This window comes from Rhodoligotrophos sp. CJ14, assembly GCF_038811545.1.
Classification (GTDB): domain Bacteria; phylum Pseudomonadota; class Alphaproteobacteria; order Rhizobiales; family Im1; genus Rhodoligotrophos; species Rhodoligotrophos ferricapiens.
Window position 1 is genome coordinate 697,873 of sequence record NZ_CP133319.1, and the last position, 22,484, is coordinate 720,356.

Annotated in this window: 19 protein-coding genes and 3 tRNA genes; 5 read left to right on the plus strand and 17 right to left on the minus strand. The window is 60.2% G+C overall.

From position 1 onward, the window contains the following. The first annotated feature begins 63 nt into the window (after nucleotides 1-63). Entirely contained in the window at nucleotides 64-297 is a 234-nt protein-coding gene (locus RCF49_RS03155; protein WP_342642597.1) for a hypothetical protein, read from the plus strand. 974 nt (nucleotides 298-1,271) lie between these two features. Here RCF49_RS03155 and RCF49_RS03160 read toward each other — a convergent pair. The 11 genes from RCF49_RS03160 to RCF49_RS03210 all read right to left on the minus strand — a co-directional run bounded on the left by RCF49_RS03160 (nucleotide 1,272) and on the right by RCF49_RS03210 (nucleotide 13,218). After that, a tRNA-Asp gene (locus RCF49_RS03160) sits at nucleotides 1,272-1,348 on the minus strand. A gap of 209 nt (nucleotides 1,349-1,557) precedes the next feature. After that, nucleotides 1,558-3,132 (minus strand): M10 family metallopeptidase, encoded by a 1,575-nt coding sequence (locus RCF49_RS03165; protein ID WP_342642598.1) that lies wholly within the window; start codon nucleotides 3,130-3,132, stop codon nucleotides 1,558-1,560. 248 nt (nucleotides 3,133-3,380) lie between these two features. After that, nucleotides 3,381-3,456: transfer RNA gene (locus RCF49_RS03170), tRNA-Val, on the minus strand. A gap of 141 nt (nucleotides 3,457-3,597) precedes the next feature. Then, entirely contained in the window at nucleotides 3,598-3,873 is a 276-nt protein-coding gene (locus tag RCF49_RS03175) for an HU family DNA-binding protein (RefSeq protein WP_342642599.1), read from the minus strand. Nucleotides 3,874-4,208: 335 nt separating this feature from the next. Next, nucleotides 4,209-6,638, minus strand: a complete 2,430-nt coding sequence (lon, locus tag RCF49_RS03180) for an endopeptidase La (protein WP_342642600.1) — start codon at nucleotides 6,636-6,638, stop codon at nucleotides 4,209-4,211. Nucleotides 6,639-7,084: 446 nt separating this feature from the next. Next, nucleotides 7,085-8,350, minus strand: coding sequence for an ATP-dependent Clp protease ATP-binding subunit ClpX (gene clpX, locus RCF49_RS03185; RefSeq protein ID WP_342642601.1), 1,266 nt, complete (start codon nucleotides 8,348-8,350; stop codon nucleotides 7,085-7,087). Nucleotides 8,351-8,657: 307 nt separating this feature from the next. Next, nucleotides 8,658-9,287 (minus strand): ATP-dependent Clp protease proteolytic subunit, encoded by a 630-nt coding sequence (locus RCF49_RS03190; RefSeq protein WP_342644110.1) that lies wholly within the window; start codon nucleotides 9,285-9,287, stop codon nucleotides 8,658-8,660. A 266-nt stretch (nucleotides 9,288-9,553) separates the two neighbouring features. After that, on the minus strand, nucleotides 9,554-11,113 hold the full coding sequence (tig, locus tag RCF49_RS03195; protein WP_342642602.1) for a trigger factor: 1,560 nt from the start codon (nucleotides 11,111-11,113) through the stop codon (nucleotides 9,554-9,556). Nucleotides 11,114-11,213: 100 nt separating this feature from the next. Further along, nucleotides 11,214-11,299 (minus strand) — tRNA-Leu (locus RCF49_RS03200). A 138-nt stretch (nucleotides 11,300-11,437) separates the two neighbouring features. Then, nucleotides 11,438-11,581 carry a hypothetical protein gene (locus RCF49_RS03205; protein WP_342642603.1) on the minus strand — a complete coding sequence of 48 codons (144 nt, stop codon included), beginning with the start codon at nucleotides 11,579-11,581 and terminating at the stop codon, nucleotides 11,438-11,440. Between the two features lie 128 nt (nucleotides 11,582-11,709). Continuing rightward, nucleotides 11,710-13,218 (minus strand): NAD(P)H-hydrate dehydratase, encoded by a 1,509-nt coding sequence (locus RCF49_RS03210; protein ID WP_342642604.1) that lies wholly within the window; start codon nucleotides 13,216-13,218, stop codon nucleotides 11,710-11,712. Nucleotides 13,219-13,518: 300 nt separating this feature from the next. Here RCF49_RS03210 and RCF49_RS03215 point away from each other — a divergent pair, with 300 nt between their 5' ends. Next, nucleotides 13,519-13,857, plus strand: coding sequence for a P-II family nitrogen regulator (locus RCF49_RS03215; protein ID WP_137390504.1), 339 nt, complete (start codon nucleotides 13,519-13,521; stop codon nucleotides 13,855-13,857). A gap of 92 nt (nucleotides 13,858-13,949) precedes the next feature. Beyond that, a complete protein-coding gene (gene glnA, locus RCF49_RS03220) occupies nucleotides 13,950-15,368 on the plus strand; it encodes a type I glutamate--ammonia ligase (RefSeq protein ID WP_342642605.1) in 1,419 nt (472 codons plus the stop codon). A gap of 70 nt (nucleotides 15,369-15,438) precedes the next feature. On the opposite strand, the gene RCF49_RS03225 is transcribed toward glnA, so the two are convergent. Then, a complete protein-coding gene (locus RCF49_RS03225; protein ID WP_342642606.1) occupies nucleotides 15,439-16,470 on the minus strand; it encodes a hypothetical protein in 1,032 nt (343 codons plus the stop codon). 484 nt (nucleotides 16,471-16,954) lie between these two features. Between RCF49_RS03225 and RCF49_RS03230 the strand changes: the two genes are divergently transcribed. Beyond that, nucleotides 16,955-18,022: a GGDEF domain-containing protein gene (locus RCF49_RS03230; protein WP_342642607.1), complete on the plus strand. Its 1,068-nt coding sequence runs from the start codon at nucleotides 16,955-16,957 to the stop codon at nucleotides 18,020-18,022. 34 nt (nucleotides 18,023-18,056) lie between these two features. Here RCF49_RS03230 and RCF49_RS03235 read toward each other — a convergent pair whose 3' ends face one another. The 3 genes from RCF49_RS03235 to RCF49_RS03245 all read right to left on the minus strand — a co-directional run bounded on the left by RCF49_RS03235 (nucleotide 18,057) and on the right by RCF49_RS03245 (nucleotide 19,569). Further along, nucleotides 18,057-18,353 (minus strand): hypothetical protein, encoded by a 297-nt coding sequence (locus RCF49_RS03235; protein ID WP_342642608.1) that lies wholly within the window; start codon nucleotides 18,351-18,353, stop codon nucleotides 18,057-18,059. Nucleotides 18,354-18,547: 194 nt separating this feature from the next. Beyond that, complete coding sequence (locus RCF49_RS03240; protein ID WP_342642609.1) at nucleotides 18,548-18,724, minus strand: YegP family protein; 177 nt, start codon at nucleotides 18,722-18,724, stop codon at nucleotides 18,548-18,550. Nucleotides 18,725-19,008: 284 nt separating this feature from the next. Beyond that, nucleotides 19,009-19,569: a GNAT family N-acetyltransferase gene (locus RCF49_RS03245; RefSeq protein WP_342642610.1), complete on the minus strand. Its 561-nt coding sequence runs from the start codon at nucleotides 19,567-19,569 to the stop codon at nucleotides 19,009-19,011. 411 nt (nucleotides 19,570-19,980) lie between these two features. Here RCF49_RS03245 and RCF49_RS03250 point away from each other — a divergent pair, with 411 nt between their 5' ends. Next, nucleotides 19,981-21,459, plus strand: a complete 1,479-nt coding sequence (locus tag RCF49_RS03250; RefSeq protein ID WP_342642611.1) for a DEAD/DEAH box helicase — start codon at nucleotides 19,981-19,983, stop codon at nucleotides 21,457-21,459. Nucleotides 21,460-21,569: 110 nt separating this feature from the next. Here the strand turns inward: RCF49_RS03250 and RCF49_RS03255 are convergent, their stop codons facing one another. Both RCF49_RS03255 and RCF49_RS03260 read right to left on the minus strand, forming a co-directional pair. After that, the gene (locus tag RCF49_RS03255; RefSeq protein WP_342642612.1) at nucleotides 21,570-21,950 is read right to left on the minus strand and encodes a HesB/IscA family protein; all 381 of its coding nucleotides are present in this window, start codon (nucleotides 21,948-21,950) and stop codon (nucleotides 21,570-21,572) included. Between the two features lie 119 nt (nucleotides 21,951-22,069). Further along, a complete protein-coding gene (locus tag RCF49_RS03260; RefSeq protein WP_342642613.1) occupies nucleotides 22,070-22,474 on the minus strand; it encodes an SUF system Fe-S cluster assembly protein in 405 nt (134 codons plus the stop codon). Between the last annotated feature and the right edge of the window lie 10 nt (nucleotides 22,475-22,484).

Sequence of the window (22,484 nt, forward strand, 5' to 3'; positions counted from 1 at the left end):
GCCTGCCTATGCGCTGCGCGGCAATAGTGAAACGCGCCATGCGTCGCTAAGGCATGCACCTCAATGAGCCCAATTGGAATCTGGAACCTGATGATCCGGCTGCGGCGGAAGCTCATCGTGCGGCAGAGGCGTAGGCGCGGGCATGGGGTGCGTGCTTATCGGCGGCTGCTCCGGCCCGTGGTCGTGCCCTCCTCCGAAGGCAGTTTGCAACCCATTGCCAATCCCATGGACGGCATCACCCAAGCCATGGGCTATCCCTCCGGTGATTCCTCCGAAGGCCTGGCTTATTCCGCTTAGTACATTACCAACAAAACTCATAACGGTCAATCCATAAGCTGAAATATTATGCGCCAATAATCATGAAGCATGCTTATAAACAGACAGTAAATATGGTGACATTGGCCAATATACATCAGAACAAAAGCCGAATATATAAGATTTACAGTCGATTGACCACACAATTTCGGCGCTGATTCTCGATGACAGGATCAAAGCCGTCGCGGTTGGGATGCAAATTGAACCGCATGCACCTCGGTGCACGGAGGTAGAAAACACAAAACCCCTCACGGTTTGGCCGGAGGGGCTTATTTGCGCACAAATGTAGTCTTTCTTGAGCGACCCGAACCTGGCCCGTACGGTTTCTGCTCGGGCAAGCATGAAGAGCGGTACTCGGAGGCGCGTTAGTGCGCCCAAGGCGATTCTTGAGGCGGATTGGTCGGTTCCACCTTCCCTGTATCAGAGGTTTCAGGTGTTGGCACTGGAACCTGAATTATAATCGGACCCTTAGCGGAACCGTGGTCTGGCTCAACGCCAAAGATCGTTTGAGCCGCATTTCCAAAAGTGTCAAACATATCACCGGTGTTATGGAGCAAATCGCCGAGACTTCCTCCAATGAAATGGGCGACACCTCCAACTCCCTGCTTTATTCCCTGATAAATAGCCGACATTAGTTACTCCTCGTGAAATCACATGAAATCTACAGAAACTATGCCATCTACATATTCTCAATCTGCGGTTGAGTCCAGTGGGAAACGGCTTCCCGTGGCTAAATGCACCGTTCCGGCACGTATCAGGATAGCCTGTTCCGGAGGTACGCGCCGCGTCTCAGCCTATGCTGAGAGCGTATCGGCCGAGAATCGATAAGCTGCGCCGTTTGCCGGGTCAGCCAAGGAAGACCGTATCCCGAAAGGCGCCGCGAGCGGCAAGCAGAAAAGCGCTGCCCAAAAGCTCCGGCGCGGAGCTGAACAACTGTATTATTTGGCTGATGAAAGTGGCGGGAGTGACGGGGCTCGAACCCGCGGCCTCCGGCGTGACAGGCCGGCGCTCTAACCAACTGAGCTACACCCCCGTCCCGAGGACGGGCTGGACGACCAATGCCGTCCAGATGGCGCTGATGTAGGCGATAGGGCGGCCTCAAGTCAAGCGAAGATCTCCACAATTCTGCATTATCCCCACCGACGGGAGCTCGGCGCGTCTCACCGCCACCGTGCGCAGCGTCGTGCCGCAGGAAGCGGCTCAGGCACTGCCTGGGCAAGGGGAAACTTGCCTTCGCAGCGCTTAGGCCACCATCAGGTACTGTATGTCGGCGAGTGTGAGTTCGGCAGGCATCAACCCTGGGAGACATATGGTAGCCTCTCCAGACAAGGTCAGCGCTGTTCCCCAGTCCGTTTGCCGCGCTGTTGCCAGGACGGATTCGGCATCGTTCTTGGTCACCCCGAGCGGGGACAGATCAATGACGTCGTGACATGCGGATCGGGTTCTCGGCGTGAAATCGACGATAGTGACCGAGGCTTCCGGCGTCGTCAGAGTGAAGGTGTCACGGCCGGAACCACCATGCAGCCAGTGACGGCCTGGGCCGGCGATAAGCACATCATTGCCGTCGCCACCGAATAGCCAGTTCTCCCCGGTTCCACCATCAAGCCTGTCATTGCCGCTCTCCCCGAACAGCCGATCATCGCCGGCTCCTCCGAACAGCTGGTCCTTGCCCTCGCCTCCATGGAGTTCATCGTCCCCATCATTACCGTAGAGCGTGTCGTCGCCGTCGTCGCCTTCAATTTTATCGTCGCCGGCATCTCCGGAAAGAACATCATCGCCGTCCCGCCCACGAATGTGGTTGGCCGCTTCATTGCCGTGAATACGATCATCGCCCGCACCGCCAGTGGCGTCCTCGATCAGCGCGCGCGGGTCGCCATTGTACAGCAGAGCGTTCAAAATGACACCGCGTGGATGCACGCCTTCCGGCTCCTGCGTCGCCCTCGCAGGTGCGATGAAACTCGCCTTTCCCGGGCGCAGATCCACAGTTACGGGTTCATGCATATTCGAAAAGTCGTAGCGGTCCCGCCCACCGCCATCCCAGATGGTCAGCCAGGGCGCGGGATGTGCGGGAGCACCTTGGCCGACGCCGTTTATGAACATCTGGCCGGTGGTTGGACTGAACGTATAGACCGTGTCGGTGTTGCGGGTGCCGTAATTTGGCCCATAGAGATGCTGTAGAGCGGCGATATCGAACTGGGAGAAGGACTGCGGCCGGACCCCTGTCTCGTCATCGCCGTTATACGTCATGAGAGAGAAGAGCGGTCCGTCGTGATCCGGGGTCAGCACCGAGTAACCTGAGTCCCCGTGGCCATGCTCAAGCCCCAGAGCATGACCAATCTCGTGCAGCACGATGTGATAGAGCATGCTGCCGGGCTTGATGCCCTCTTCACAGAGCCGACTATTGATCACCACGTCCTGCGGTGCTGGCGCCCAGGGATAGGAGGAGGTAAGCCCACCATACCCGTCCTCCATTCCGCTCTTCAATGCGAAGCGAATATCCGCCGTCTCCGGGGACTGCGTCACTTCCGAGAACTGCAGCCGGGCCACGTCCGACACTTGTCTCAACGCGTGCCGGATTGCTTCCCGGACCTCCTCGGGCATCGGCACATAAGAGCCGACGTTCTCGTCCTCCCCGTCCTCCTGGGGGATTTGATTCACCGGGACGAGGAGACCCGGCCTGGAAAACTCGTTCTCTGCAGGAAAGGAAAAGGTGATCGCGGAGCTGGTCCAACGAAAGTCGCCCAGAAGCGCGTTGATGTTCGCCTGGTGCGACGGCCTAATCCCACCGATCTTCGCATGCTTAGAAAACTCAAACATAAAAGGGATCCACTAACACGAAGGATAACTGCGTAGCGGTGATCCCGATCTTCGGAAATCCAGGAGAAACTGAGACCCTATTGGGGCCCCTGCGTGCTTATAAACAGGACCGGGCTACCGGCTCCTGGCGAAGAGACCGGCTGCCGAAGGGCAGCAGCGCGGGACGCGCCTGACCAAATGGGAGCCGCGCAGTAAGACAAATTAGTGGAAGATTGTCAGGCCATGCGCCTGGCCCGAGCCAGGCAAGGTGGTGGGCGGTGAGAGACTCGAACTCCCGACATCCTCGGTGTAAACGAGGCGCTCTACCAACTGAGCTAACCGCCCAAAACTAGCCGTCTCCGGTCGCCCGATGGCGACCGGCAAGATCTATGCGTGGTTCGGAAAAATCGCAACCCGCTTGGACCACGCTGCCCATAACCCACATTGGCATGATCGGCAAGACCATGCCGTGTCGGCGTCTCGGGTTTAAGCGTTCACCGCGTCCTTGAAGGCCTTGCCAGCCTTGAACTTCGGCGCCTTCGAGGCCGGAATCTTGATGGTCTCGCCGGTGCGTGGGTTGCGCCCCTCTGCCGCGGCACGGCTCGCAACGGCGAAGGTGCCGAAACCGACAAGCCGGACTTCATCGCCCTTGCCGAGGGCCGAGATGATTGCGTTCAACGTGGCCTCGACGGCTTCGCTCGCATCGTTCTTCGACAGATTGGCGTCTTTGGCCACTTGGGCGATCAGCTCATTCTTATTCACCGATAGGTCCTCTCTTGCTGTGAAACGGCAGCCGAGCGGCGGTTAAACGCCCGGCGCGGCTGGAAGGTCATGCGAAAATCCGCAGAAACGCAAGGGTTTTCTGACGATTCCACCGCGTCTTGCAGAAAAATCAGCAACTTAGGGGAGGAAAAAACATTCGGGGCCGGCGAAAACCTCGCCAGCCCCGCAGAATTCCGCCAAAAATTCGAATCAAGCTGGTCGCCAAAGTCGTACAATCAGCAACCACTCGCAATCGAGAGCCTCGCCCGCAGCCGCTTGGCCCGGTGGGCCGCAGGCGTGGCTGTGAGAACGCGCCACGCCCGCTTTGGCTCCCGTCAATGGGCGCGAACGCCCTCTTGCTTCTCGCTGACCGTGGCTGCCCGCGCCGCCTCCTTGAGGTCGGCAGCCTCTTCATCCCATTCGATGGGCTCCGGCATGCGCACCAGGGTGTGCTTCAGCACGTCCTCGATGCGGCTCACCGGCACGATCTCGAGCCCGTTCTTCACGTTCTCAGGGATGTCGGCGAGATCCTTCACGTTATCCTCAGGGATCAGCACCTTGGTGAGGCCGCCGCGCAGGGCCGCCAGCAGCTTCTCCTTGAGCCCACCGATCGGCAGGACACGTCCGCGCAAGGTAATCTCACCGGTCATGGCGACCTCACGCCGCACAGGAATGCCCGTCAGAACCGAGACGATCGCCGTCACCATCGCGATACCCGCAGAAGGCCCATCCTTTGGCGTTGCCCCTTCCGGAACGTGCACGTGGATATCGCGCTTCTCGAACAAGGGCGGCTTGATGCCGAAATCGATCGACCGCGAGCGCACATAGGAGCTTGCCGCCGAGATGGATTCCTTCATCACGTCGCGCAGGTTGCCCGTGACGGTCATCTTGCCCTTCCCGGGCATCATCACCGCCTCGATGGTCAGCAGCTCGCCGCCAACCTCGGTCCAGGCCAGCCCCGTGACGACACCGACCTGATCCTCGAGCTCCGCCTCGCCGAACCGGTATCTCGGCACGCCGAGATAATCCTCGATGGTCTTGGCGGTCACCTTGATCTTGCGCTTCTTGGACGTGAGCAGCTCCTTCACCGCCTTGCGGGCGACGGTTGAGATCTCACGCTCCAGATTGCGAACGCCAGCCTCCCGCGTATAGCGGCGGATGATGGTGGTCAGCGCATCATTGCTGATCTCCAGCTCCTTGGGATCGAGCCCATGGCTCTTGAAGATCTTCGGGATCAGATGCCGCCGCGCGATCTCGAGCTTCTCGTCCTCCGTATAGCCGGCGATGCGGATGACCTCCATGCGGTCCATCAGCGGCCCGGGAATGTTGAGCGTATTGGCCGTGGTCACGAACATCACGTCAGAAAGGTCGTACTCGACCTCCAGATAGTGATCCATGAACGAGCCATTCTGCTCGGGATCTAGCACCTCCAGAAGCGCCGAAGACGGATCGCCGCGGAAATCCATGCCCATCTTGTCCACCTCATCGAGGAGGAACAGCGGGTTCGACTTCTTGGCCTTGCGCATCGACTGGATCACCTTGCCAGGCATCGAGCCGATATAGGTGCGCCGATGGCCGCGGATCTCGGCCTCGTCCCGCACGCCGCCCAAGGACAGGCGCACGAACTCACGTCCGGTCGCCTTGGCGATGGACTGGCCAAGAGAGGTCTTCCCCACACCGGGCGGGCCCACAAGACACAGGATCGGGCCCTTCAGCTTGTTGGCACGCTGCTGCACGGCGAGATACTCGACTATGCGGTCCTTGACCTTGTCGAGCCCGTAATGGTCATCGTCCAGCACCTTCTGGGCGAAACCCAGGTCCTTCTTGACGCGGCTCTTGTTCTGCCACGGAATGCCCAGCAGCCAGTCGAGATAGTTACGCACGACGGTTGCCTCGGCCGACATCGGGCTCATCTGCCGCAGCTTCTTGAGCTCGGCCTCCGCCTTCTCGCGCGCTTCCTTCGACAGCTTGGTCTTCTTGATGCGCTCTTCGATCTCGCCGAGCTCATCGCGCTCGTCGCCATCGCCGAGTTCCTTCTGAATGGCCTTCATCTGCTCATTCAGGTAGTACTCGCGCTGGGTCTTCTCCATCTGCCGCTTCACACGGCTGCGGATGCGCTTCTCGACCTGAAGGACGGAAATCTCGCCCTCCATCAGCCCATAGACGCGCTCCAGCCGCTCGCTCACGGATGCGACCTCAAGCAATTGCTGCTTCTCGGGGATCTTGACCGCGAGATGGGCGGCGACGGTATCGGCCAGCTTCGAATAGTCCTCAAGCTGGCTCACCGTGGAGATGACCTCCGGTGGGACCTTTTTGTTGAGCTTCACATAGGCTTCGAACTGCGAGACGACCGAGCGGGCGAGCGCCTCGGTCTCGCGCGGATCGCCCTCCTGCTCCGGAATGGGCTCGGCAACGCATTCGAGGAAATCATCGCGCTCGGTGAAACTCACAACGCGCGCACGCTCACCGCCTTCGACCAAGACCTTCACCGTGCCGTCCGGCAGTTTCAGAAGCTGCAGCACCGATGCGATCGTGCCAATCTGGTAAATGCCCTCAGGCGATGGAGCATCGTCAGTCGCGTTCTTCTGAGCGACCAGGAGGATGCGCTTGTCTTCGCGCATCACCTCTTCCAAGGCGCGGATCGACTTCTCCCGACCGACAAATAGCGGCACGATCATATGGGGAAAGACGACGATATCGCGCAAGGGAAGAACGGCGAACCGTTCCTGCGCGCCGTAGGAAGTTGTGATGTCGTGTTCACTCATGGGACATAAGCCCTTTCTTTTCTAAGCGAGTGCCGTGCCTGACCACCGAACCCTGATCGGCGTTTGGCGGCGGCTCCGCGGAAACAGAACACACCAGACTGCGTGCTGCGTTGCTTTCTGTTCGCCCGTCTGGGATCCGGTCGAAATCCAAGACCTGGCGTCATCAGAGAGAATGATTCGCGGGGTGAGCAACTCTTTGTGGTCAACGATTAAGTGGCCACGGTGGCGACCCCCGTCAAGATCTTGAAAAGACTTATGGCAAATCTCGCGCCAGACGTCACGGGCAGAGCGCGCGACCGCATGCCGCTCGACGGCGTTTTCCAGCTTCTTCCGCAGCTTCAGCCGACAACCCAGCGTTAATCCCCCGCGCTTGCCCACAAATAAAAAGGACGGCGAGCCAGCCCAGAGGCGCAGCAGCCGTCCTTGCAGGCGTCGTCGGGTCCGCGTCATGCGGAGCTGTTCATCTCCTCGCCGCGGTCGGCATAGATCAGCAACGGCTTAGCCTCGCCTTCCACCACGTCTTTGGAGATCACCACCTCTTCGACACCATCGAGACTCGGCAGCTCGAACATGGTCTCAAGCAGGATCGATTCCAGAATGGACCGGAGACCTCGTGCACCGGTCTTCCGCTCGATCGCACGCCGGGCAATGCCCTTCAGCGCCTCATCGGCAAAGGTCAGGCGCACGTCCTCCATCTCGAACAGGCGCTGATACTGCTTGACCAGCGCATTCTTCGGCTCGGACAGGATCTTCATGAGAGCGGACTCATCGAGATCCTCGAGCGTCGCGATCACCGGCAGACGGCCAATGAATTCCGGGATGAGCCCGAATTTCAGCAGATCCTCGGGTTCGACCTCGCGCAGGATCTCGCCAGTCCGCCGGTCCTCGGGCGATTTCACCTCGGCGCCGAAGCCAATGGATGTCCCCTTGCCGCGGCCGGAGATGATCTTCTCAAGCCCGGCAAATGCGCCACCGCAAATGAACAGAATATTCGTGGTGTCGACCTGCAGAAACTCCTGCTGCGGATGCTTACGCCCGCCCTGCGGCGGCACTGACGCGACGGTGCCTTCCATGATCTTGAGCAGAGCCTGCTGCACCCCCTCGCCCGACACGTCCCTCGTGATGGACGGATTGTCGGACTTGCGGCTGATCTTGTCGACCTCGTCGATATAGACAATGCCACGCTGCGCCCGCTCCACATTGTAGTCGGCGGCCTGCAGAAGCTTCAGAATGATATTCTCGACATCCTCACCGACATAGCCTGCTTCGGTCAGCGTGGTCGCATCGGCCATGGTGAAGGGCACATCGAGAATGCGCGCTAACGTCTGTGCGAGCAGCGTCTTGCCGCAGCCCGTAGGCCCGACGAGCAGGATGTTGGACTTGGCCAGTTCGACATCGTTGCTTTTCGATGCGTGGTTGAGACGCTTGTAATGATTATGCACCGCGACGGACAGAACGCGCTTGGCATGCACCTGACCGATGACATAGTCATCCAGGACCTTGCAGATCTCTTGCGGCGTCGGTACACCGTCGCGTGATTTCACCAGCGAGCTCTTGTTCTCCTCGCGGATGATGTCCATGCAAAGCTCGACGCACTCATCGCAGATGAATACGGTAGGCCCCGCAATGAGCTTGCGCACCTCATGCTGGCTCTTCCCACAGAAAGAGCAGTAGAGAGTGTTTTTCGAGTCGCTCCGGTTACGATCGCTCATAAGCTATCCCTGATCAAAGTTCGCAGGCTTGGCTCGAGACCCCGATAATGGCCCTGGCCTTGCCAGACGAACTTCTTGTGCACTGCCGCACTCCGCCAGACCGGTGAGACGGCGCCGGACTGCCCCCCGGGAAAGACGCTACCGCGCCTCGGCAGCCAGGTTTCCCGATTATCTCAGCATGGTATGGCCCGTTGGATCAACAACAGATTAACCCAGCTACCCAGACCCACCGCTTTGGCAAGGCGAAGGATCGATATCCCCGCTATCCGCTTAGCCAAGTTCTGTCCGGCTAAGATAAGAGCGGAGATCACTTTTCGGTTGCGACATCCGGACGCTTGTCGATCACTTTGTCGATAAGGCCGAATTCCTTGGCCGCCTCCGCCGTCATGAAATGGTCGCGGTCGAGCGCCTTCTCAATGGCCTCGATCGGCTGGCCAGTGTGGCGGGCATAGATCCTGTTGAGCCGCTCGCGGACCTCCAGAATCTCCTTGGCGTGGCGCTCAATGTCAGAGGCCTGACCTTGGAACCCGCCCGACGGCTGATGCACCATGATTCGGGCGTGCCGCAGCGCAAAGCGCATTTCCGTCTCGCCAGCGCACAGCAGAAGCGACCCCATGGATGCTGCCTGGCCGATGCAGGTGGTCGACACGGCAGGCTTGATGAACTGCATCGTGTCGTAAATGGCGAGGCCCGATGTCACCACGCCACCCGGCGAGTTGATATACATCGAGATCTCCTTCTTGGGATTCTCGGATTCCAAGAACAGGAGCTGGGCGGTGACCAAGGTCGCCATGTGGTCCTCGACAGGACCCGTTACAAAGATGATCCGCTCCTTGAGCAGGCGCGAATAGATATCATAGGCGCGCTCACCGCGGTTGGTTTGCTCGACCACCATCGGGACGAGCGTGTTCATGTAGACGTCGTACGGATCGCGCATAAGTGCCGCAAGCCTCGCAATAATCGGGGAGTCGCCGTGCTGACCGAGCAGGCTGGTCAGCAGGCCATGACACCGCATATATGGTTCTGCCGAAGCCGGCCGCAAGCTTTACGGCCAGAGCCAGCTTCAGCCTTGCTGATTAAGTGCTTCGCCCGGGCGGTGCAAGGTCTTGTTTGTCAAGACGCGCAAGCACCCGCTCACGGCGGCCACGAGGGCCGCACACAAGCGGGTGAACTGGGGATAAGTGTGGAGAAGGACGCGCGCGGCTACTCGCCGTCCTGCTCCTTCTTGGCCGCCTTCTTCGCTGCAGGCTTCTTCTTGGCGGCAGGCTTTTTCTCATCCTCGCCATGATCGTGCTCATGGGCATGATCATGGTCGTGGGTGTGCGCATGATCGTGATGATCATGGGAATGGTCGTGATCGTGGGCATGATCATGGCTATGGCTGTGCGCATGATCATGGGAGTGGACGTGGTTATGCTCCTCGTCCGGATCGGCGTAGAGCTCCTCGCGGGTCACGCTCTTCTCGGCCACCTTGCTTTGGCCGACGATGTGATCGACGACCTTCTGCTCGAAAATCGGGCCGCGCAGCTCGAGCATGGCCTGCGGATTGTTCCGATAGAACTCAAAAACCTGACGCTCCTGGCCGGGGAACTGGCGGGCGCGGTTGATCATCGCCCCCTGCAGCTCCTGGTCAGTGACGGTCACATTGACCTGCTCGCCGACACGGCCAAGCAGAAGACCGAGACGCACCCGGCGCTCCGCGATGCGGCGATATTCGGCGCGCGCCTCATCTTCCGTCGTGTTCTCGTCCTCGAAGCTGCGCCCTTCGCGCTCCATCTCGGCGGTCAGCGAGCGCCAGATCTGCTCGAACTCGTTCTCGACCAGGCGCTCGGGCAGCGCAAAATCGTAGCGCTCATCCAAGCGGTCGAGCAGCTGGCGTTTCAGCTTGGACTGGGAGACCTGCTCATATTCCGAGGCGATCTGCTCGCGCACACGCTCACGCAGGGTCGCCAGATCCTCGAGCCCGAGCTTCTTTGCAAATTCATCGTCGATCGCCAGCTCCTTCGGTGCGGCGACCTCTTTCAGGGTGACATCGAAGGTTGCCGGCTTGCCCGCAAGCCGCTCGACGCCATAATCCTCGGGGAAAGTCACGTGCACGACGGTGTTCTCGCCCGCTTTGAGCCCGATCAGCTGCTCCTCGAAGCCGGGAATGAAGGTGTTCGATCCCAATTCGAGCTTGGCGTCCGTCCCGCTGCCGCCTTCGAACGGGACGCCATCGATCTTGCCGGTGAAATCGAGGGTCACCCGGTCGCCATTATGCGCGGTCTCGCCCTCCGCGCGCGGCTCGAATTCCCGGTAATGCCTGGCCATATTGGCCAGCGCCTCGTCGATGGTCGCATCCTCGACCGGGGCCACTTCCTTTTCGAGCTCGATGTCGCTGAAATCCCCGATCTCGAAGGAGGGAACGATCTCGAAGCTCACAGTATAGGCGAGATCCGCCTTACCCTCGATCACCTGCTCGATGTTGTCTTTATCTTCAGGCAGCTCGATCTGCGGCTGGTAAGCCGGCTTCTCGTTGCGCTCGGCAATGGCTTTCTGGCTCGAATCATCAACCGTCTTCTGGACGACCTCGGCCATCAGCGACCGGCCGTATAGCCGCCGCAAATGGTTGACGGGCACCTTGCCCGGCCGGAAACCGCGAACCCGGACCTGATCCTTGATCTCGTGGAGCCTTTGTTCGAGCTGGCTCTCCAGCTCCTGTGCGCCCACAACCACCTTCAGCTCGCGCTTCAGGCCCTCATTCAGGGTCTCGGTCACCTGCACGTCGCATTTCCTCGCAAAACGTGGCCCAGATCGCTGCTGAAGCGCCTTAGGCCAAATAAACCGGCAATATGGCATGCAGCCCGCTCGAAGCGCTCGCGCATGGTGCGGGCGGAGGGATTTGAACCCCCACGGGCTAAGCCCACGAGGACCTAAACCTCGCGTGTCTGCCAATTCCACCACGCCCGCAGGCGCGCAAGGCGTCCGTCCGGCTGCATAGTCGGGCGCCTCTATAGCACAAGGACTTTTCGCCACGCCAGAGCGCAACGCGCCAGTTTGACGCTTTTATCAATTGAAAAGGCCGCGTCGTCTTCGCGAAAGCCAGTGCTAACGCGTGATCATCCAGGCAAGGCTTGCGATATATCCGCTGAATGCAAGCGCCGTGACCATCGCGGACAGTGAGGGCTCACCGTCGGAAAAGAGCATAAGCGCAAGCATGCCAAAGCCGACGATGCCCGCCAGTTTAATCATTTCGACAGTCTCCCCACCGGGCTGTTCCTTTTCGAAACAGGCCATCGCTCGTTGCCATCATTTGGCTGCAATGTAGCAATCCGCTTGCCAAGTTCGGCCGTGACGGCCCCCTGGCGAGCTGCGAGCTTTCAGCGCGGGTCCTGCGCGGTTTCGGCGAGAACAGCTTGTAAGGCCTGCGGGATCCGCTGCGGCAGATCTTCCGCGATCAGCCCCGCTCCGAAGCGGGCCGCCGCCGCCCCATGCAGCCATACCCCCATGGCTGCAGCCTCCCAGGCGGGTACGCGCTGCGCGAGGAGGCCGAGAATGATGCCGGCAAGGACGTCGCCACTGCCGGCGGTGGCGAGGATTGGGGGTGCGTTCGTATTGATGGCGATGCGTCCATCCGGGCTTGCAATGACCGTATCCGGTCCTTTGAGGATCACTACGGCGCCCGCGCGATGGGCCGCCGCAAGGGCACGTTCCGGCTTTCCCCTCGCCACCTGCTCCATGGCACCGAACAGTCTTGTAAATTCGCCTTGATGCGGGGTCATCACCACCGGCCGATCAGATCTGGCGGCAATGGCCTCAAACAATGCCGAGGGCTCGTCGGCGAAGAGTGTCAGCGCGTCCGCATCGAGGACCACAGCGGCACCGCTTGCAAGGCACGCCAGAACCTTCGCCCGCGTCCCGTCCGTAACACCCGCGGCGGGGCCGATCAGCACGGCATTGCGGCGGTGGTCCTCAAGAAGCCTCGCCAGGGCATCCGCGCTGCCCGCTTCGGCGAGCATGATCGCGGTGAGGTGGTTTGCGAGCACATCGAGCGCTGGCGCAGCCGCCGCCACGGTGACCAGCCCCGCCCCACTGCGCAGGGCCGCCAGAGCGGAAAGGCGAATGGCGCCCGTGTGCCATTTGTCGCCCGAGACCGCGAGCGCATGACCCCTGCCATATTTATGGCCGGCCGGATCAAGATGCGGGAGCGCATGAGACCACAAAGCCGGCCGGTTCTCGAAGCGGCTCGGGCCGATCTGCTCGAGCACGCCCTCGGGAATGCCGATATCGATCACCTCCAGCTTGCCGCAGTATAATCGCCCCGGCATCAGCACATGGCCCGGCTTCTTGCGGAAGAATGTGACCGTGGTCTCGGCGCGGATGGCCGTGCCCCTCACCTCGCCGGTCAAGCCGTCAATGCCTGAGGGAATGTCAACCGCCATCACGGCACGCCCGCTTTGGTTCACGCGATCGATGAGCCTCAAGGCCTCCCCATCGATATCGCGGGACAAACCGGCGCCGAACAGCGCATCCACGACGAGATCCGCCCCGGCGAGATCGGCCTCGGCCAGGGGGGACACACGGCCGGGCCACTGGGCGGCTGCTTGCGCCGCATCCCCTCTGAGCGCCGCAGACTGGCCATAGAGGGCGACACTCACATCAAATCCCTGGTGCCTGAGTTGGCGGGCTGCAACGAAGCCATCGCCGCCATTATTGCCAGGACCGGCCAGCACCAGCACGCGCCGGCCGGCATAGTCACGCGCCACCGCTTGCGCAACGCCCGCCCCGGCTTGCTCCATCAGCTCGGTGCCCGAGATGCCGCCCGCCATCGCCAGGCGGTCCGCCTCGTACATTTCGCGCGGTGTGAGCAGTGCACATGAACCAGACATGTTTTCCCTTTTGCCCTTGCCCGTGGCATGATGCGGCCGTCGCTGGCGCAACGCCATGGTGAAGTTCAAGGCATTTGCCTATTATTTAGCCAGCACGCCGCAGCCGAACGATTGCGGTGGGCCGAGGCAATAGCTCGGCGGTTAGGGTACATCCTTGAAATTACGTGAATTTTTTCTTGCGACGAGAACTGGCACGCCGGCTGCATTCTCAAGGGCGAGCATCGCGACTGGCAGGCAAGCCACCGGGTCATGACCGAGTGGCGGGACTGAACCCTGAAGACCGAACCAAGGACGGAGCGGATGAAGAAGATTGAGGCCATCATAAAGCCGTTCAAGCTCGACGAAGTGAAGGAAGCGCTCCAAGAGGTCGGGCTGCAGGGGATTACCGTTACCGAGGCCAAGGGCTTCGGCCGGCAGAAAGGCCATACCGAGCTCTATCGTGGTGCTGAATATGTCGTCGACTTTCTGCCCAAGGTAAAAATCGAGGTGGTGCTGCCTGACGAGCTGGTCGAAAAGGCAGTGGAAGCGATCCAGAATGCGGCCAAGACCGGCCGTATCGGCGATGGCAAGATCTTCATCTCGACGGTGGAGGAAGCGATCCGCATCCGCACCGGAGAAACCGGCACCGACGCCCTCTAAGCAAGAGCGGCTGGATCATCTGCGGCCGTGCTCCTGCTGGGCGCGGGCGCATCGTTACATGCAACTGTGAAGACGTGAAAAGGGGATTATCCATGGCGACCGAGCAGACGCCCGAGTCCGTCCTGAAGCTCATCAAAGACAAGGACATCAAATTCGTCGACCTGCGTTTCACCGATCCAAAGGGCAAGCTGCAGCACGTCACGATGGATGCGGACCTCGTCGACGAAGACATGTTCGCGGAAGGCGTCGCTTTCGACGGGTCCTCGATCGTTGGCTGGAAGGCGATCAATGAATCCGACATGATGCTGATGCTGGACCCGGAATCCGCGCATCTCGATCCATTTTATGCCCAGTCGACACTCGGCATCTTCTGCGATGTGCTGGAGCCGACGACGGGCGAGGCCTATGAGCGCGATCCGCGGACGACGGCAAAGAATGCGGAGGCCTATCTCAAGTCCACCGGCATCGGTGATGCAGTCTTCGTCGGGCCGGAAGCCGAATTCTTCATCTTCGATGATGTCCGCTTCACCAGCGAGCCTTATCACACCGCTTTCAGGGTCGATTCGAGCGAATTGCCGAGCAACACCAACACGGAATATGAGCAGGGCAATCTTGCCCATCGTCCGCGTATGAAGGGCGGCTATTTCCCGGTCAATCCGATCGACAGCTGCCAGGATATCCGGTCCGAGATGGTCTCGGTGCTTTCCCAGATGGGGGTCAAGACCGAGAAGCACCATCATGAGGTGGCCGCAGCCCAGCACGAGCTCGGCATCTTCCGCGAGACGCTGACCAAGATCGCCGATGGCATGCAGCTCTATAAGTATGTCGTCCACAATGTGGCGCATGCCTATGGCAAGACGGCAACCTTCATGCCGAAGCCGGTCTTCGGCGATAACGGCTCGGGCATGCATGTGCATATGTCCATCTGGAAGGAAGGCAAGCCGATCTTCGCCGGAAATCAGTATGCGGATCTGTCGCTCGAGTGCCTCTATTACATCGGCGGCATCATCAAGCACGCCAAGGCCCTGAACGCCTTCACCAACCCGACCACCAATTCCTACAAGCGGCTGGTTCCGGGTTATGAAGCACCGGTGCTTCTGGCCTATTCCTCACGCAACCGCTCCGCATCCTGCCGCATTCCGCATGCCACCTCGCCCAAGGCGAAGCGCGTCGAGGTGCGTTTCCCGGACCCGGCGGCCAATCCCTATCTCGCATTTGCTGCGATGCTGATGGCGGGTCTCGATGGCATTCAGAACAAGATCCATCCCGGCGATCCCATGGACAAGGACCTCTATGATCTGCCGCCGGAGGAGCTGAAGCAGGTGCCGCACGTATCGGCAAGCCTCGGTGAGGCGCTCGACAATCTCGAGGCCGACCATGCCTTCCTGACCAAGGGCAATGTGTTCACGGAAAGCCAGATCCGGTCCTATATCGATATCCGCCGGGCAGAACTCGAGCGCTTCCAGATGACGCCCCACCCGGTCGAGTACGACATGTATTACAGCGTCTGATCGCGGCATCAGACCTGCCAGTCATAGGCGAAGGGGCCGGTTTCGGCCCCTTCGTCGTTTCGAGCGATTGTCAGCTTGGTTGCTGCCATTCCTGCCAGTCCGCCGCACCAGGCATGGTGCAGCCCTTGAGCTCAACGGTTGGCAATGCACGCAAGGCGCCCCTCCGGTATCGCCAGCTATGCAGTTTTTTGCACCGCGGCCCGTCTTCGACGAGCTGTACGAACACACGGTTCGGCCCATCGAACATCAGTTCGGGGACAGTCGGTGTCGTCTGGAGCTTGCCGTCCCGCTGCACCGGGATCCCGATATGTTCGGGCGCGCGCCCCTGGCGCTGGGCAATGACCGCATAGTACTGATCCGGCGCCGGCTGGCCGCAGGGCAGCAGATAGACCAGAGCTGCCGCGCCATCATCGATCACAACCCCGTCGGCGGCCGCGAATTGATCCGGTTCTGCGGTCCCGCAGCCACTTTGGCTGAGCACCTTCAGGACCGCCGCGGGCACATCCTTACTTTCACCGATCGCATCCAGCATGATGCCGTGTTTCGATTGCCGCTGGTCAAGCCAGCGCAGCATCTTGGAAATGCCGCTCAACGATATGGTCTCGGCCGTCGGCGAGCGCGCGGAGGGCTCATCCGCTGTAAAGGAGATGCGCGCCGGTGCGGCCTGATCCCTCTCGGAGGAGGAAGACGGCGTGGAGAAGGAGACCTCCGCGATGGTTCCGGTTTTCAGCATGCGCATGAGGCTGGGGGTCACGGTTGCAAAACTACAATCGCCCTCGCCCTTCAGGATCGCTTGCTGTTGATAGGCAATGATGGCCCGCTCTGCGGGGCCCTCGATGCCTTGAGCATCGCGCGTGGGCCTCGCTTTGGCGAGCTGCATGGGATTTCCATCCACCATCAGCCGCCAGCTCGCCGGGTCCACCGCTAGGGTCGGATCGGGCCGATAGCAGATGAAGGTGCGGGCGTCGCGGGCCGTATGGCGGACTATGATGAGCTTGCCCTGCGTCGTCTGGGCAGAGATCTCGCACAGAGAGAGGTTCGAGCAGCGCCCGCTCCATTCGCCCGCCTGGCTGAAAGGGGGAGTGCCCTCGGCCAGTGCCATGGACGATGCTGAAGACAGAAGAGCGATGATCCCAAGCTTTGTCAGGGATCGAAATATGTTCGGCATCATGGTTCAGCTAATCTCACTTCGTCTGGACAAATGTTCAGGATCGGCTGAAGCTGTATGACTGACGGCCGCGGTGGCGATGACATGCCAGCTCAGGGGCTGATCCCCCTGCCCTTTTGCCAGGATGCAGAACGGCAGAGTTGGGCAGCCCGGATTGCGCTTGAATTAGACAGATGAATTCTGTACCACCCGTGAAAACAATACTTAGACTTCAGTGCATTTACGCAAATTGCGCGACAGCGTTTGGGACTCTGATAGGGCGTCGGCATTGGTCTCCGTAAATCTCTCGACCGCACTGAGCCTGGTTTCCCCCGCAATTCTAATAGTATTTGCGGCAAGTTTTCTTTTTACCTGGTTGCTCGACCGCAATAGACGGCACCTTATTCTACTCAGCGCATCACTAATCTTGTATTGCGCCTTGGCCACTGTCAGAGTGATCGGTCCATCGGAGGAACTGGCGCGCGGCGGTTTCTGGCACGCGACCCTGCTCAGCTTGAGCCTGGTTCTGTTTTGCGAAGGCGTTCTGCGACGAAAAGGCCGTAGCCTCGGCGCGAGGCTCTGCCTCGGTGGACTGCTGTGCATCGCGGCGCTGGCCGGCATCGCAGCGGTTACCGAGATGCGTCCGACACTGGCCATACAGGCGCTCTATGCGGCCAACTGTGTCCTCGTGCTCCATGCGGTCTGGCGCCTGTTGGACCAGAGGCAAGCCTCCGCAAGTGACCGCCTGATCTTTTGGGCTCTGCTGGCTTTGGCCTTGCAACTCCTTGCTCATATCGTCTTTCCCATAAGTTTCGGGCCGGTCGTCAGCTTGTTCGAGAACGCGCGCCTCGCCTTCACGGCGGACTTGGCTCAAGCCGTGACAGGCATCATCGTTTCCGCAATGGTGCTGATCGCGACCACGACAGAAATCATTCATGATCTCAGGAATGACAGAGACACAGACCCACTCACGCAAGTCTTGAACAGGCGCGGCTTTGAAGAGCGCGGCGGCGATCTCATCGCGCGGAAAAGCAATTTGCCAGCCGCCATGATCGCCTGCGACATCGACCACTTCAAACGGATCAATGATACCTACGGACACTCGGCGGGAGACGCCGTGTTGCGATCCATTACGGCGACGCTGCTAGAACAGACGAAACCATCCGACCTCATCGGACGGGTGGGCGGGGAAGAATTCGCCATTCTCCTCCCCGGAACATCCGGGGATGACGCAGCCTTGCTTGCGGAGGCCATCCGCAAACGGATCGAATGCAGAACATTTCCGGCGCTCGCGCCCCGGACCAGGATCACGGCGAGCTTTGGCGTCGCCGAGTACCGGCCTGGGGATACTGTCTGGGACATGTTCACGCGAGCAGACAGCCTGCTCTATGAGGCAAAAGCCGCTGGCCGCAACCGCATCCAGGTGGAAACTTCCGATCACGCGCCCTCGGGCATTCGCCGCGAGACGACCCATGCGCCCGCAAATAGCGCGCGCATGGGGGCCTGACCGTCATCGACCACTTCGCGGTTTAGCTATCGGCTCACGTCCGGACCATCATCCGCTTGAGCAGACCGACCACCAGCGTGAGAATGGCACCACCTGCACCGCCGCCGGCGAGGCTGGTGACAATGGAGGCAAGATCGAGACCGCCGGCACCCGCTCCAGCGCTACTGGCCAGCACGGCCTGCAGAATCTGACCCAGCACGCCACCGCCGACGAGGCCCGCTACCGAATTGCCGAGAGGCCCAAGGCTGCTCGTCTTCGCGGCAGCGCCTGCGGCGTGACCGCCAATGAGCCCCGCGACAAGCTGAATGATAAGAGGGAGCAACTGTTCCATGTCCGTATCCTGTTCTGGAAGATGATTGGCAAGCAGAAAGGCTCTTACGTCCCCAGATGCCACCACGGGCTCGGCCTATGGCCTGTCAATGCAAGCTTTAGCCCCGCGGGAAGCCACCCGCAGGCCATTGACGTCGCAGAACGCGCAACGGCCTGCCGCTGCGCCAAGTAAATTAGGCCCCGAGGCCCGCTGCTTCAGCTTTCGTCGACGATTTCCGCTTGCGGCCCGTTATTCCGAATAGAGTCGATCGCATTCTGAGCCGAAGCTTTCGATTTGTATCCTTCCGTCCAAAAAATCGTTTCGGCGTTGTACTTGAAGTACACCCGATATTCGCCGCTCTTGTCTTTAGAAATGATGAACTTGTGCGCCATACCTTGGGTCCCCGCATTTTTGCCACAAAATGCACACAGAGTGCGCATAGGAGAGTCCATAGGGACTTGGCAGATGTCAAGATTTCTTCACGAGATCTGTGAATGGTCTATAAATCGGCGCGGACCAGCGTCGCCAGCCAACTGGACGGACAGATCGACGACAGGTGCCAAGACGCGGTCGTCCAGCTAGCACCGCCGGATTTCCACACGCACACTGCTCATGGACCTTACGGAAGACGACTAGACCACAGCCGCAAAGACAGTGATGAGACCTCGGACGGCAGCTAATAAGCCGCGTCGAAGTAATCGTCAGCGGTCATTGAGTAGATGTAGAGATCTGTTCGCAGGCCGTTGCCCACATACTGGTCCTGTGCAAATCGCTCGCGACGCATTCCGATCTTTTCCATGATCCGAATGGATGCCTCATTCTCGGCAAAGGCCTTGGCCCACATGCGCGAACAGCCGAGACGCTCAAACCCGATGGCGACAAGCGCCTGCCCGATCTCGGTGGCAAATCCGCGCCGCCATAGCTCGGGATGCACGCCCCAGCCGATCTCGGCGGATTGCGGCCTATTCAACTGGATAAAACCATCGCCGATCACATGCCCCGTGGCCTTGAGCTCTGCTGCGAGATGATAGAGGGTCCGGTTGGGGCTCATCTGGCGGCGCAGCGAGCGGGCAACAAAGCCCTGCACATCCGCTGCGGAGGCATAGCGGACGGCAACATGCTTTTGATAGTCGTTGCGCAACATATAGGCGGCAAAGGCTCGGGCATCTCGGGCGCGAATTTCCCGCAGAGTCAGTGCCCTGGTTTCGAGGCGTGTGATTTGAAGCGCTGCACGCATCCGAGGCCCTCCTCCCATTCCGCGCAAACGCTGCAGAAGCGTCTGACAGGCTCGCAGACCATAGTACTCGTCATCGCGGTCAGGTGTCGAGGGCAACGTCAGGCATCCTGACGCCGACTGGTCCAACGTTGCGGGTGCGTCACGTGATGGTGGGCACCCGCAGGATCTCTGTAAACTGCTCTGTGTTATTCTTTCGCTCGTCTCGTCGAGATCCCGCGGCCAGGTCCGGTTTTGCTGCAAGCTGCTCATCAGCAAAGATGAGCCCCGCGGGTGTGACAATGTCTCAGCTGGTGATATGCCCGAAAAATTTGACAAAGCGTCCCGAATAATTATCTATCCGCCAAGAGTTTTGCGCGACGATCTCCCCGCCGCAGCACTCACCATCACAAATCGGATCGCTGCTGTAATATTATGAGCTTTGACGACCTCGGACTGAGCCCAAGGGTTTTGGACGCCGTGAAAGAGGCGGGTTTTACCGAACCGACCGCCATTCAGGCCCAGGCAATCCCTCCCGCACTCGAAGGCAGAGACGTGTTGGGCCTGGCTCAAACCGGATCCGGCAAGACCGCAGCCTTCACACTCCCCATGCTCACGCTTTTGGAGCGTGGCCGGGCCAGAGCGCGTATGCCACGGGCGCTGATCCTCGAACCGACCCGTGAGCTCGCGGCGCAGGTGTATGATGCCTTCGAGACGTTCGGCAAAAACCATAAAATGACAGTCGCCCTGCTGATCGGCGGCATCTCCTTCGCCGAGCAGGAGCGCAAAATTGACCGCGGCGCGGATGTGGTGATCGCCACACCCGGACGACTGATGGATCACTTCAAGAATGGCAAGCTGCTGTTGAACGGCATTCAGATCTTCGTCATCGATGAAGCCGATCGCATGCTCGATATGGGCTTCATTCCCGACATCGAGGAGATCTGCAAGATGCTGCCGGTGACCCGGCAGACGCTGTTCTTCTCTGCAACGATGCCGCCCGAGATCCAGCGGCTGACCTCAACCTTCCTGCAAAACCCGCACCGGGTTGAAGCAGCACCGCCCTCCTCTACCGCATCGAGCATCGTCCAGCGCCTGGTGCATGCGCCGTCTGATCCCTCCGCCAAGCGCGCTTGGCTGCGCGATCTGCTTCAGGCCCAAGCCGAGACGATCAACAACGCGATCATCTTCTCCAACCGCAAGGACACGGTGAAGATCCTGGAGAAGTCCATGCGCAAGCATGGCTATAACGCTGCGGCCCTGCACGGGGACATGGACCAACATAGCCGGCTGCAGACCTTGGACAAGTTCCGCTCCGGTGAAATCACCTTCCTCATCGCCTCCGATGTGGCAGCCCGCGGGCTCGACATTCCTGCGGTGAGCCATGTCTTCAATTACGATGTGCCGATCCATGCCGAGGACTATGTGCACCGTATCGGACGCACAGGCCGTGCGGGACGCGAAGGCTTTGCCTTCATGCTGGTCACGCGCCATGAAACCAAGCAGCTGACGGCGATCCAGAAGCTCATCCGCAAAGAGATTGAATGGGAAGGCCCGGAGATGATTGAGGGCAGCGAGCCGGCGGGCTTCGAGCAGACGGGCGAGCGTCGCGGCAAACGGCGTCATAATGCCCAAGAGGCGCGCGAGACGGGCAAAGGACGCGGCGGCAAAGGCAAGAGCCGGCGCGACGACCACGAGAGTTCAGAAACTGTGGTCGAGCTTGCCGCCCAGCATGCTCCCGAAAAGCCCACCAAGGGCGCGCAGAGAAAGACGGACGATGTGCAGCCGCGCGAGGAACCCCGCAGCCGCCGTGGTAATGGCCGCCACCGCGATCACGAGATCGGCTCGATCGAGGGTGCGCTGAGCTTCCAACACCAGGAAATCCCCGCATTTCTCCTGCGCTCGGTGCGTTAGAACGTTCGAGCGAAGTCGCCGGCTCTCCGGAAGAAAATGCGACAGAGGCTCCAGTGATGGTCTGGAGCCTTTTCATTTTCGGGCAGCTTGAAGAGGAATGCGGGCTTACATCAATCCAGCTTGGCGGGGCTGATCGCGACGCTTTCACCGCAGCCGCAGGCTGAGGTCTGGTTCGGATTGTTGAAGACAAAGCCCGAGGATAGAAGCGAGGTCTTGTAGTCCATTTCTGTGCCGAGCAGGAACAGGATCGCCGCCGGATCGATGAAGATCTTGGCCCCCTTGTCCTCCACAACCTCGTCGCCCGGCTTCTGCTCGGTTGCATATTCAAGTGTATATTCCATGCCGGCGCAGCCGCCCTTCTTCACCCCGACCCGCAGGCCGAGAATCGGCTGCTCAGATCGGGTCGACAGCTCGCGCAATCGCGCGGCAGCAGCATCCGTCATGGTCATGGCCTTGGGTCTTGCCCGCAATCTCGATTGCACTGTGCTCATGCGCCAAACCCTCGAATTGGTTCGTCCCTTATATAGCGTTGCCGCCCGAATGTTACCACAAGCCTCAGGCCTGCTTTTTCCCGGGTCCGCGAGCCTTGCGCCACACACCGGGTGAAAGATCACCAAGAGTTCAGGACGAGACGTGCCTCATCGGACATCCGGCTCGGATCCCAGGGCGGGTCGAACACCAAGCTCACATTGGTGCCGGCAACGCCGGGAACCGCATTGATGGCATTCTCGACCCAGCCGGGCATGTCGCCCGCCACCGGACAGCCTGGTGCGGTCAGGGTCATCTCGACCCGCACCGTGCGGTCATCGTCGATATCGACCTTGTAGACGAGGCCGAGCTCGTAGATATCGACGGGGATTTCCGGATCATAAACAGTCTTCAGCGCCGCGACGATATCATCGGTGAGGCGCGCGAGCTCTTCAGCCGGAATGCTGCTCACCGCTTCGGCTTCATCATCCGCAGGCACGGCGCTGGTGGTCTTGTCGGCAATGCTCGCAATGCTGTTGTCGGTCATCGCGCGGATC